Annotated in this window: 8 protein-coding genes; 3 read left to right on the top strand and 5 right to left on the bottom strand. The window is 42.8% G+C overall.

The genetic code is table 11. From position 1 onward, the window contains the following. Positions 1 to 5 precede the first annotated feature (5 nt). A complete protein-coding gene (locus tag AACU32_RS38325) occupies positions 6 to 569 on the bottom strand; it encodes a hypothetical protein (RefSeq protein ID WP_096607448.1) in 564 nt (187 codons plus the stop codon). Positions 570 to 1048: 479 nt separating this feature from the next. Between AACU32_RS38325 and AACU32_RS38320 the strand changes: the two genes are divergently transcribed. Continuing rightward, complete coding sequence (locus tag AACU32_RS38320; protein ID WP_096607447.1) at positions 1049 to 6457, top strand: trifunctional serine/threonine-protein kinase/ATP-binding protein/sensor histidine kinase; 5409 nt, start codon at positions 1049 to 1051, stop codon at positions 6455 to 6457. 268 nt (positions 6458 to 6725) lie between these two features. Here AACU32_RS38320 and AACU32_RS38315 read toward each other — a convergent pair whose 3' ends face one another. Then, the gene (locus AACU32_RS38315) at positions 6726 to 7112 is read right to left on the bottom strand and encodes a hypothetical protein (protein ID WP_096607446.1); all 387 of its coding nucleotides are present in this window, start codon (positions 7110 to 7112) and stop codon (positions 6726 to 6728) included. Positions 7113 to 7253: 141 nt separating this feature from the next. Here AACU32_RS38315 and AACU32_RS38310 point away from each other — a divergent pair, with 141 nt between their 5' ends. Together AACU32_RS38310 and AACU32_RS38305 are read left to right on the top strand one after the other, a co-directional pair. Beyond that, a complete protein-coding gene (locus tag AACU32_RS38310; RefSeq protein ID WP_096607445.1) occupies positions 7254 to 7934 on the top strand; it encodes a response regulator transcription factor in 681 nt (226 codons plus the stop codon). Between the two features lie 99 nt (positions 7935 to 8033). After that, the gene (locus AACU32_RS38305) at positions 8034 to 9347 is read left to right on the top strand and encodes a sensor histidine kinase (RefSeq protein ID WP_096607444.1); all 1314 of its coding nucleotides are present in this window, start codon (positions 8034 to 8036) and stop codon (positions 9345 to 9347) included. A gap of 124 nt (positions 9348 to 9471) precedes the next feature. On the opposite strand, the gene AACU32_RS38300 is transcribed toward AACU32_RS38305, so the two are convergent. From AACU32_RS38300 to AACU32_RS38290, 3 genes are all read right to left on the bottom strand, one after another. Next, positions 9472 to 9954 (bottom strand): beta-lactamase hydrolase domain-containing protein, encoded by a 483-nt coding sequence (locus AACU32_RS38300; RefSeq protein WP_096608358.1) that lies wholly within the window; start codon positions 9952 to 9954, stop codon positions 9472 to 9474. Positions 9955 to 10944: 990 nt separating this feature from the next. After that, positions 10945 to 11199 (bottom strand): hypothetical protein, encoded by a 255-nt coding sequence (locus tag AACU32_RS38295; RefSeq protein WP_339378612.1) that lies wholly within the window; start codon positions 11197 to 11199, stop codon positions 10945 to 10947. Between the two features lie 101 nt (positions 11200 to 11300). Beyond that, a complete protein-coding gene (locus AACU32_RS38290) occupies positions 11301 to 12674 on the bottom strand; it encodes a GH1 family beta-glucosidase (protein ID WP_096607443.1) in 1374 nt (457 codons plus the stop codon). Between the last annotated feature and the right edge of the window lie 19 nt (positions 12675 to 12693).

Below are 12693 nucleotides of genomic sequence, written 5' to 3'. Positions count from 1 at the left end.
ACGTTTCATTTTTCCAATTGGTGTGAGTACGAGAATCTTTTGTTGAGTTCAAAAATATGCCACTCTCGCACACCCCAGTAATGGAGAATCAATTCTGCTTGCCATATTTCATCGGCTGTTCCCTCTACCTTCACCAAAAATTCTTCTTGACAGGTGCTTGGCTCACAGAGTCTAGTTTGCCTTTCGGGAGCAAACCAACCTTGAAATGCACCATAAACACTGCCAAAAATCGCACTCGCTCCACCCGCCAGCAGTGTACCCATCACAGATTCAACCGCTAATGCCGGGCCAAAACCAGGAATAATTAATACGCCAAGTCCGGCTGCGAGTGTCAGGAAACCCCCGGCTGTCCCTCCTGTAATTGCTCCCGCTTTGGCACCTTCGATAGGAGTTATGGGATATTTACCCGCATTAACGTCCTCATGCAAATTTTCTTGTTCAGAGTCTAAAGTAAACACAGAAATTTTCTGCATAGGAAAGTCAATTGCTCTAAGTTCATCAAGCACCTGTGTTACTGCCTGACGGGTAGAAATGATGCCGATTGCATTTTTAACTGGACTGAAATTCATCACAACATCTCCTATAAAAATCAGTAAGTTTAAAACGAAGCTTTATTAATTTCCAAATAGGAAAAATATATTTTTATAGTGTGAGCATGAACCGTATTAGTTCGGATATTAGTTTTAAACCTCAGTTGGTTGAATTTCGTTTCTCTGCTTCTTTTCCAGGATGACGGATAAATGTGAACGAAAAGTGAATAAATCATTTATCCTACTCAATTTCACTTTTAAATCACATTTGTCCCTCAAGTTTAAAGACAACACCTGTGAATGAAGTAATTGATGATGAGAACTGCAAATTAGCTTTAAAAAAAGGTCAGTAGTTTCCTCTCATGGACTTTGCTCACTTTTCATGGATGTGTCGTTGTGAGAGACAATAACTCTACTACGAAATATACCTGCGGGATTGTCAGTGAGCATTATTGTTAAATCATAGAAATATTTGGGAATCTTAGATGTAATCCAAACAGTTCCTCTCGCCAAGCTCTATGCTCTCCATCACTGAATCTCTGTCTGAGCCGCCGTTCCACCTCCCTGGTTACACCCTTGTCGAGCAGATATATCAGGGTTCTCGCACCGAGGTTTATCGAGCGATGCAAACGGCTCAACAGCGTCCAGTGGTGATTAAGGTGTTGCGGCGAGAGTACCCCAGCTTCAGCGAATTGGTACAGTTTCGCAACCAGTTTACGCTCCTGCGGGGCATCACCGATGCTCACAAAGAACACCAACCCGTAGCGGGAGTTATTCAGCCCCTGAGCCTGGAACCTCTGGGGAAAGGCTATGCCCTGGTGATGGAAGATTTTGGGGGGATTTCGCTCAATCACTATGCCCATCAGCGCCCCCTGGAAGTAATCGAAGTGCTGGCGATCGCGGTTCAAATCGCTGAAATTTTGCATGACCTGCACCGACATCGCATTGTTCACAAAGACCTTAAACCCGCCAATATTCTGATTCATCCCGACTCAAAACAGGTCAAACTGATTGACTTCAGCATCGCCTCCTTGTTGCCTAGAGAAACTCAAGAAATCCAGAACCCAAATCAGTTGGAAGGAACCCTGACTTATCTGGCTCCCGAACAAACAGGGCGGATGAATCGTGGGATTGATTATCGCGCCGACTTCTATGCGCTGGGCGTGACGCTGTATCAGTTGTTGACCGGGCAGTTGCCATTTCAATCAGATGACCCGATGGAGTTAATCTACTGTCATCTGGCGAAGCACCCCACCGAGGTGCATCATCTGAATCCGTCGGTGCCGCCGATGCTCTCGGAAATTGTATTCAAACTGATGGCAAAGAATGCGGAAGACCGCTATCAAAGTGCGATCGGACTCAAGCACGACCTTGAACAATGTTTGAAAGAATGGCAAGACACAGGAAATATTACTGAATTTAGATTGGGGCAGCGGGATTTAAGCGATCGCTTCTTGATTCCCGAAAAACTTTACGGGCGTGAAGCAGAAATTCAGCAGTTATTAGCAGCCTTTGATCGCGTCGCCAACGGCAAATCAGAACTCATGTTGGTGGCGGGATTTTCTGGTATTGGGAAAACAGCAGTTGTCAATGAAGTGCATAAGCCGATTGTCCGGCAACGGGGTTATTTCATCAAAGGCAAGTATGACCAATTCAATCGCAACATTCCCCTCTCCGCCTTTGTTCAGGCATTGCGAGATTTGATGGGGCAATTGCTGTCGGAATCGGATGCCGCCTTGGAGCAGTGGAAAAACCAAATTCTGACAGCCGTGGGTGATAACGGACAAGTCCTAATCGACGTGATTCCAGAATTGGAGCAAATCATTGGTAAACAGCCAGCTGCTCCCGAATTGTCAGGCAGCGCCGTCCAAAACCGATTTAACTTGCTATTCCAAAAGTTCATTGAGGTTTTTACCACTCCAGAGCATCCCTTGGTGATCTTCCTGGATGATCTTCAGTGGGCAGATTCCGCCTCGCTGCAGTTGGTCAAACTGCTGATGAATGACAATGGTTATCTGCTAATGCTGGGTGCTTATCGAGATAATGAAGTCTCCCCCGTTCATCCCTTCATTTTGACTGTAGAAGAACTCAAAAAAGCTCAGAAAACGGTTAATACGATCACGCTATCACCGCTAACCTTGCAAGACATGAGTCATTTGGTTGCAGATACCTTAGCTTGTTCGGCTGAACTGGTTCAACCACTGACTGAGTTAATCGATCGCCAAACCCAGGGCAATCCCTTTTTCATCACCCAATTCCTCAAAGCAACACATACAGCAGGTCACATCACCTTTAATCAGGATCGGCGCTATTGGGAATGTAACATCGCTCAAATCAGTGCTGTGGTGATCACCGATGATGTAGTGGAATTCATGGCGCAGCAGTTGCAAAAATTGCCACCGGAAACCCAAAATGTGCTGAAACTAGCAGCTTGTGTAGGCAATCAATTTGATTTGAATACGCTGGCGATCGTTTCTCAACAATCCCAAACAGAAGCCGCAACTGCACTGTGGAGAGCGTTGCAAGAAGGCTTGATTATTCCCATTTCTGAAACCTACAAGTTTTTCCAAAGCCACGAAAACCAAACGGCTCAACAGAATATTGCTGTACCCTACAGATTTCTACACGATCGCGTCCAACAAGCTGCTTACTCTCTCATTCCTGAGACTTTAAGAAAATCAACTCACTTTCAAATTGGTAAACTTCTGCTGGCTAATGTTTCCCTAGAAGAACAAGGTAGCAAAATTTTTGCGCTCGTCAATCACTTAAATAAGGGCTTTGAACTTCATCGCAGCCAGGAAGAATATTCAGAACTTCTACAGCTAAACTGTATTGCCGGAAAAAGGGCTAAGGAGTCTACTGCCTATGGAGTTGCTGTCAACTACTTTAAAATGGCTGAAAGTTTGTTACCTCAAGATAGCTGGCAGCAATGCTATGAAAAGTCTTTAGAAGTTTATTTTAATTTGGCAGAAGCTAAATATTTGTCCGGAGATTTTGCATCTTCTATGGCAATTATTGAAACAATCTCTAGCTTTGCCAGACAACCAATTGAAAAAGCTGAAGCCTTTAACCTGGCAATTCAAATGTTCACATTGCAAGGAAAATACCTCCAAGCACTTGAGTATGGACAAAAGGCATTATCTTGCTTGAATTTTGATTTATCAGAAATCGATTTATCAAATAAACTTGAATCTTACCAACATGAGATTCAAATTAAATTGGCGAATCGTCAGCCAGAGCAGTTGGTAAATGAACCAGAAGCAACTGCTCTAGATAAACGCTTGATTATTAAAATCCTAAATAATTTAATCGTACCCGTTTATGTTCTCCAAAAAGGAGAGCTATACTTTTTAGTTGCATTATCGATGGTTTCTGTATCTCTCAACTTTGGCGTGATAGGTGAATCTGGAAACGGATTTTCCGCCTATGGAATGTATCTGGGATATTATCACAATGACTACCAATCTGGTTATGAATTTGGAGTACTTGCAGAAAGTTTAGCCAAACGCTTCAAACAAGCAGATAATCTCTGCAAAGCTTGCTATATGCTAGGGAATAATCTCCTTTCCTGGGTGCGTCCTTTACGTTCCTCACTGCCTATTTTTGAAGAAGGATTAGTAGCAGGACTACAATCTGGGGAGATGGTTTTCTCCGGTAATCTTTTGATGTATAAGCTGCTCAATTCGTTTTATGCAGGAGACAGCGTATTAGAAGTTCAGCAAAATCTTCCTGAATATTTAGAATTTTCTGCCAAGAAACTTAACTATCAACTTGCCGTAGATGTCATCTCTGGATTAAAAATTTGGCTCCCTGAACTGACAGCTAATCGTACAGAAAATCTCCCAACTGAGCAGCAGCATCTTGAGGTATGCAAGAGCAACAATAGCGACTATGCAATTTGTCACTATTTGCTTCTCAAAACTCAGGTCTTATGTTTTTACGGGCGTTATGCAGAAGCAGTGGCAGCCGCTGGGGGGGCTGAAGACCTTGTTGGCACTATTACTGGAAAATATCAAGTCGCAGCTATCAATTTTTATCAATCTATTGCTATAGCTGAATATTGTCGGACTCATTCTCTAGGTTTAGACAATAGTTATATCCAAAAAGTTAAATCAAATCAAGCACAACTGAGTTTATGGGCAGCGAGTTGCCCGGAAAACTTTGCTCATAAGTACGCTTTAGTAAATGCGATTTTAAGCATTTTATCGGGAGACAAAGCAGAAGCAATTGAACTGTTTGATCGCGCTATTTCTCTTGCTAAAATCAACGGCTACCTCCAAGAAGAAGCCTTAGCCAACGAACTTGCAGCTAAATTTTACCTGGAGTGGGGCAAGGAAAAAATTGCAGCCAGCTACCTACAAGAAGCTTACTACTGCTATGCCCGCTGGGGAGCTAACGCCAAAGTCAATGACCTGGAGCAACGTTATCCCCAATTGTTACGCCCGATTTTGCAAGCCCAACATAGCCAACAGACGATTTTAGAAACTTTGGCTACTATCTCGGCTCCTAACTATTTACACCCCGCTACCAGCAGCAAGAGTTCTGACAGCGGCAGTATCAACACCACGCTCGATTTCGCCACCTTGCTGCAAACCTGTCAAACCCTTGCCAGCACAATTGATCTAGATGAATTGCTGAGCATCCTCACCCAAACCATGCTGCAAAACTCTGGCGCAGACAAATGTGCCCTGATACTTTGCCCGCATGGGCAATGGCAAGTTCGGGTGATCGCCGATCTTGAACAAACGACTCTGCAAGTTACCCCCCTAGAAAACAACAACGCGGTTCCTGTCAAACTCATCCATTATGTTAAAAATACGATGACCACCGTTGTCGTAGATGCGCTAAAGACTGATCTCCCAGTGGTAGGTGAGTATTTGCATTACCATCAACCCCAGAGTGTGCTGTGTATACCAATTCTGCGTCAGGGCAATTTAGTTGGCATTTTGTATTTGGAAAATCAGACAACTCGTGGCGTGTTTACCAGCGATCGCATCCTTGTACTCAACTTCCTCTGCACTGAAGCCGCGATTTCTCTCGAAAATGCCCGCCTCTATCAACAAGCCCAAACCTATGCCCAGCAGCTAGAGCAATCCCAACTGCAAATTGTCCAAAGTGAAAAAATGGCATCCTTGGGCAATCTGGTTGCAGGCATTGCCCACGAAATCAATAATCCCATTGGTTTTCTCAATGGCAGTATCAACAATGGCAAAGACTATGTGCAAGATTTGCTCAATCATCTCGCGCTCTATCAACAAAACTATCCCAATCCTGTCTCATCGATTCCAGACAATGCAGAAGATATTGATCTTGACTACCTGATTAATGACTTACCCAAGCTGCTGGACTCGATGGCAGGGGCGACTAATCGCATCAAAAATATCAGCACCAGCCTGCGTACTTTTTCTCGTGCTGATACAGAACATAAAGTCAACGCCAATCTGCATGAAGGTCTGGATAGCACGCTATTGATCCTCAAGTATCGTCTCAAAGCCAATGAGTTTCGTCCGGCAATTCAAGTCACTCAAAACTATGGCGAATTGCCAGATGTGGAATGTTTCCCCGGACAACTCAATCAGGTGTTTCTGAATATCCTGGCTAACGCCATTGATATGTTTGATGAAGTTGCCCAAACCCATTCTTTTGAAACACTCACAGCCCATCCTCAGAAAATCATCATTTCTACAGAACAGGTTGCGAATCAGGTATTAATTCGGATTCGAGACAATGGTAAGGGAATGAGTCAGGAAGTACAAGCCAAAATCTTTGATCATTTGTTTACTACCAAAGCGGTAGGAAAAGGAACCGGATTAGGATTGGCTATCGCCCGACAGATTGTTGTAGAGAAACATAACGGCAAGCTGGAGGTACAGTCTGCGATCGCTCAAGGAACCGAGTTTTGGATCTCAATACCGTTGGCAAAATAAGAGTATGAACAGGTAGGGCGTTTCGTAGTAGAGTTATTGTCTCTGACAGTAGCGTCTCCCCTGCTCCCAAAGGGAGAGGCTGCGCCAAGGCAGAGGACAGGGCTATAGTGAGGGTAACCGCAAAAACGGCAAGTAGACTCACCACCAACAAATAACTACCAAAATATACAGTAACAGTGCTGGCTCATCGATTAAATATTGATGTTCCTCAGAGATTTGAAGCCATGAATCAAACATTGAAAACTAAAGCAGAACACATTCATCATTGTTATTCCACAAGTTCATAGCGCACTAACTTTCTAACATCCTCACGGGGTAAACCTAGTTCTTGGGCAATTGTCACTTCTATCTGGCTGAACTCTATCGTTGGTAGTTCTAATTCCAATCGCTTCAGGATGGGATCTGCTGTTTCCACTTCTACTTGGGTAATTTTCTGAGTTCGGTTTACAGTGGCGTTAATCAGCAATACATTGACTGACACCCGTGCTTCGAGTTGGGTATCTGACTGAAGTTTTTTGTCTGTGGAGTAGGATCGGCTTAACTCTTGGGCAGCCAGAAAACTACAGCCAAGCCAAAACACAACCGCTACCACTGGTAGCGGCAACCAAAACTCTAATCCCAGTCCTCGCAGCCAACGTTTACTAATACGCCACACTCTACACCTACTTCGGATTTTGCTCGGTCACACTTCATCTATATCCTAATGAGATAGAGAATCCCAAGAAATCTAACTGATGAAAGACGCTCTCGATAATTTCAATACATTATTGTTTATAAAAACAAGTGTGCAGAGGTGATGAAAATCTTACTAGCCGAGGATGATCCAAAGCAATTAATGCCACTGCAAACGGTTCTTTCTCAAGCTGGACACAGTGTCGATGGTGTCAAGGATGGTGAAACCGCTCAATGGCTTTTGGGTGAAAAAGAATATGACCTGCTGATTTTGGATTGGATGTTACCTCGGATTAGTGGAGTAAGTTTGTGTCAACAGTATCGGGCTGCTGGGAAAACCGCTCCTGTATTAATGATTACGGCTAAAGATACAACACTTGATAAAGTAACAGGATTAGATGCCGGAGCAGATGATTACCTAGTCAAACCAATTGATATTATGGAGTTCATGGCGCGGGTGCGAGCATTGGGGCGGCGATCGCCTCTTTGGCAAGGAGATACCCTCTGCTTGGCAGACCTGGAACTTCATCTGGACGCACTGACTTTGGAGCGACAAGGGGTGATCGTCTCCCTTTCCAGTCAAGAATTTCAATTACTAGAATATCTTATGCGTCATCCCAGGCAAGTACTCACTCGTAACCAGATTGAGCAAGCTGTATGGCAGTGGGGTAGTGAGCCAGAAAGTAATGTCATCACCGTTCTAGTGCGTAAACTTCGCCAACGTTTGCAAATAGTAGCAGCAGCTGATTGGATTGAAACCGTCTACGGTATGGGCTATCGCCTCCAGCCTCCAGAATCATCTTGAAACTTAATAATGGCTGAGACGGAGACTAGGGAGTAGTGTGGTTCAATTATTTGAAAAGTCTTGTAATTACGAATTACGAATTACGAATTAGCATAAGTTGTGTTTAACCGCAGTCGTCGTAACTTAGCTCGTTGGTTTACCCTTTCGATGGGGAGCATTCTTGTTCTCTTTGCTGGGGTGATTTATCACATTGAGGTCAAAGACAAAGTTCATGCATTAGATCAATTGCTTTATAAAAGAGCAGAGTTAATGGCAGCTAGTTCGCAATATCGACTGTATCAAGGACAAAAACAAGTCGATTTGAGCAATATACCGCTATTAGGTAATGGTTCTCATCCTGCTGATATTGAACTAGTCTATGTTCGCTGGTATGACCCGAATGGTAAACTTAAGCGTTTTTTTGGGACTCCAGCTCTAGAACAGTTAAAAACATCATTTGGCTTTCTCACCATTAAGTCTGTAGACTCGTTCACGGGTGAGGCACTTTGGCTGCGTCAATTCACCCTACCTGTTCAAGGAGGAAATTCGGTCATCGGCTATCTGCAAGTGGCTATTCCACTCCAAGATACTCAAAACGATCTCAGACAATTTCTGTTAATGTTGACGCTGGCTGTGCCTGTAGCGCTTTTGTTAATTGGGCTTACAGGTTGGGTACTCGGTGGTATAGCCATGCAACCTGTTCAGGAAGCTTATAACCAACTGCAACGCTTTACATCCGATGCCTCCCATGAATTGCGATCGCCCCTTTCGGCAATTTTGACCAATGCCCAAGTTGGGTTACTCATAGCCGCAGATCATCCCCAAATCCATCCTTCAGTGGAGAACATTATCGATAGTGCCAAGTCGATGAGTACCTTGGTCAATAACCTACTGCTATTGGCTCGCCATCAGGGACAATTAACTCCAGAATCACTCAAAAAAGTTAATCTCAATAGCTTGCTAGAGAATTTAGTTGTTTATTACAATGATGTTGCTGCAAAAGCGTCGCTCAAGTTGATCAGCCATTTACCAGAAAAACCAATTGAGTTATGGGCTGACCCTGCTTTGCTGCGGCTAGCTGTTGAAAACTTGCTCAACAACGCCTGCAATTACACTCAGTCTGGTGGAACTGTTTGGTTACGCTTAGAACCTCACCCAGAACGGGCAATAATTCAGGTTATTGATACTGGAATTGGAATTCCAGCGGCAGATTTACCTTACATTTTCGACCGCTTTTACCGAGTTGATACAGAACGTGCCAGAGAAAGCGGCGGATTTGGTTTGGGATTAGCGATCGCTCAACAAATTGTCCAGGCTCACGGCGGTCACATTCAGGTGATGAGCAATGAGGGTAAAGGCTCGACGTTCCAGATAAAATTACCGCTTATGAAGCATAATTTTCCGCGCCAGCTAGTCTCTAAAAAAGTGATGTAAGAGCGCTAATATGCCGCCGCTTATTGAAGATCATATTTGCGGCCAGGAACACCAAAAAACTCAAGAATCTAACATCGCTCTTGGGTAAGATTGGCAATTTGTTGGATGTGGGCGATCGCAACCTTTAAATGCTCAACGCATAAGGTACAGCTACCTTCTGATGTTTATTCAGATAGTTAACAAATAATTGCTTCAGTCGCGGACTTACGCCAGCATGTTCAAAAAACCCAAAGCCGAGATTCTTCGCTTTGCTTAAAGTTTCTTCTGGTGTTAACCCCTCTTGAATGGCTACACTCAACAACGCAATTCCCGTGGAACGCATAGCAGCAGCGCAATGTATAACGGTTGGTTTAGGAAGTTGGTCTAGTGTTGTGAGGATTTTTGTAATCAGCTCCTCATTTAAATTTTCTAGCTTCAGCGGCACATTCGCATAATCCAGCCCCAATGCTTCCACTATCTGTTGCTCATCCTTATTAAATCCTAATTCGTCTGGGGAACGCAAATTTAGAACCGACTTAAAACCTTCTTGCTTAGCTTGTTGAATCTGTTGTTGTATTACTTGTCCTGTTGTTGTCAGGTTTTCATTAATCCGAATAGCGTTGTTCACGTTCACTCCTTTGAACTGTAAATAGTAATTTTGCAAGACGAAGAGTCAGGATTCAAAATAGAATCCCGGTTCTCAGATTTTTGCCAGCAGTTGCGCATCTGCTGTTGAGTCGGTTTTGAGAAGCTATGCAAACAAGCACAACCAAATACAGCAAAAATCAAAAACTCTTTCTTGATGGTTTTGAGATTTGCTTTCTCAGGTTATTGTGATTGCCGCTTACAAACTACGGTTAGTCGCTCGGTTTTAAGTAATTTAAGCTATTATACACTTTACCGATAGATTTACGAGTGTTTGCATGAGAAATTTTTCTGAGCGAGAAAAAGCTTTTACAGTCAGCAACAGAGCATCACTAGGGCTTTCTGTGCATCAAAAATAAAAACTCCAGATTCACTAATAGTGAGTCTGGAGCCAAGAAACAAAGGAAAATAATGCATGACTCTTCACCTAGCTATAATCACCCCTTGCTCGCGGGATTTCATCTACGCCAGGTACATTATTACCTGATTCATTTGTAAATGAAATTGGTTACTTCAAAGACAATATAAAATACTTATTTAGATTGACTACTGCCACCACTTGAGTAAATATTTCTTTCATCGTATCAAAGGAAATAGTGCGCTCCATATTTTGTGGAGTCGTCTGGCACTTTATCAAAGCATTCATCGAAATATTTAAGCGGGCAATCACTATTTTGTATACTTAACTTACATTATTGCCAGAATGTCAGCCAAACCACATCTATTTTGAGAACCATAGTTTTAAAAGTAGTGGGAGCATTTTGCTCCCTGCTCTTCGTAGCGGGCTTTCAGTCCCGCACCACTCCAGGTTTCAAAATGGACGAGGTTTAGCAAAGAATCTATAAAGACTTCATATAAATTAACATACAAGGCAGAATGAAATTATCGGATACAAAATCCAGGTTTTAGAGAAGACTATAACTTAAAACAATTGTTCTAAAATCAATCTAGGTAGGGTTGAAAGCTATGATTTTTAGGGCTTAATCAGCCACGACTTTAAAGCAGACTTAGCTATTTTTGTAGTGATCAAAGTGATGACTATAATTGCGATACAAGTTCTGTATGGATGCTCACCACGCTCATCTTGATGGTAATTCTGACTTTGAGAAGCATAATTATGGCAATCATTAAGCGATGCACATCTACTAGCAACAGTATCTTGAGGAATAGCTAAAGTTAATATAATTGCTATTAAGCATGGACGAAACAGTAAAGTCCAACGATTCATAAAATAGGAACCTAGGAACTAGACAGTTATTTCTACACAAGCTGAAAAATCAATTTCTGAAATCTACGCAAAATTAATCAAGAATGTCTAAATTTTTCTAGCTAAACAACCCGGTTTTGACGGATACACTCTGCATACCATTCATAGCTAGCTTTGGGAATACGTTGTTGCGTATTGTAATTTACATAAACAATCCCAAAAGGACGAGAATATCCCCAAGCCCACTCGAAATTATCTATAAAAGTCCAGAGAAAATATCCCTTCAAAGGATAACCTTCATTGATAGCTCGATTAGCTGATTTAAAATACTGCCGTAAGTACATAATCCGGTCAGTATCTATCATTTCACCATTAGCATTTAAATCATCCTCTGCGGCACAACCACTTTCAGTAATCATCACTGGTAAATCATCACGTCCTAAAGTCTCACTGACGTGACGAATTCCCCAATAGATACTTTCAGGTACAATCTGTAACCAGGGCATATGCATTCGCGGGTAGCCTTTGGGAAAGTTGAGTAATTCATACCCTTTTTCGTTATCTACAGCCCGCACATAAGCGCCGCTGTAAATATTAAGACCAATTGCATCTAAGGGCTGATGAATTATTTCTAAATCTCCAGGTTTAATCTCTGGAGCATTTTCTCCTAATTCCTCAAGCATGGCTGGACTGTAAGCGCCAGTGAGGGCGGGTATAAGAATAGCCCCATTGAACCTAAAAGTCGGGAATGCTTTTTTAGCAGCTTCTATATGGTGAGGAGATTCGTTGATGGGAACAGTCACGCCGATGCTATCTACTAAAGCAACTTTGCAAGGAACCGGTGAAGCGGCGCGGATAGCTTGACATCCTAATCCGTGAGCAAGTAAGGCGTGATGAGAAGTCTGGAAAACTGCTTTTTGGCTGCTGAGGCGTTTACCTGGTGCGTGTAAGGGTTCTAGCTCAAAACCATAACTTGCGTGTGTGAAATAATAAATTTCATTAAGTGTCATCCAGTGGGTAATGCGATCGCCTAAACGACTGACAACCGCAGTCACATAATCAGCAAAATCTACAGCCATCTGCCGATTTTGCCAAGTTCCATATAAATCTTCTAGGGCTTGGGGGCTATCCCAGTGATATAAGGTAGCGTGAGGGGTAATATTATGCTTGTGCAGGCAATCTACCAGCCGCTTGTAGAAATCAACACCCTCTTCATTAACTTTGCCGCGACCATCGGGAATAATGCGGGGCCATGCAATACTAAAACGATAGTGCTTGATTCCCAATTCTGCCATCAGCGCTACATCTTGTTCATAAAGATGATAATGATCGCAAGTAATGGTAGCAGTATCATTATTCAGAATTTTTCCGGGTGTAGTAGTAAATGTATCCCACACACTGGGTTTACGCCCACCTTCATTAACTCCTCCTTCTATTTGAAAGGAAGCGGTAGCAACGCCCCAATAAAAATCTTCAGGAAATTGATATATAGTCATTTTTAATACTTTCTCTTAG

Source organism: Calothrix sp. NIES-2100 (genome assembly GCF_963875285.1).
Classification (GTDB): Bacteria; Cyanobacteriota; Cyanobacteriia; order Cyanobacteriales; family Nostocaceae; genus Aulosira.
The sequence above is the reverse complement of the archived record's forward strand: the minus strand, read 5'-3'. Positions and strand labels throughout refer to the sequence as shown.

What these genes read in the sequence shown, in the direction of transcription:
- AACU32_RS38325 (WP_096607448.1), bottom strand. Translation starts at nt 569, where the DNA reads ATGAATTTCAGTCCAGTTAAAAATGCAATCGGCATCATTTCTACCCGT.
- AACU32_RS38320 (WP_096607447.1), top strand. Translation starts at nt 1,049, where the DNA reads ATGCTCTCCATCACTGAATCTCTGTCTGAGCCGCCGTTCCACCTCCCT.
- AACU32_RS38310 (WP_096607445.1), top strand. Translation starts at nt 7,254, where the DNA reads ATGAAAATCTTACTAGCCGAGGATGATCCAAAGCAATTAATGCCACTG.
- AACU32_RS38295 (WP_339378612.1), bottom strand. Translation starts at nt 11,199, where the DNA reads ATGAATCGTTGGACTTTACTGTTTCGTCCATGCTTAATAGCAATTATA.
- AACU32_RS38290 (WP_096607443.1), bottom strand. Translation starts at nt 12,674, where the DNA reads ATGACTATATATCAATTTCCTGAAGATTTTTATTGGGGCGTTGCTACC.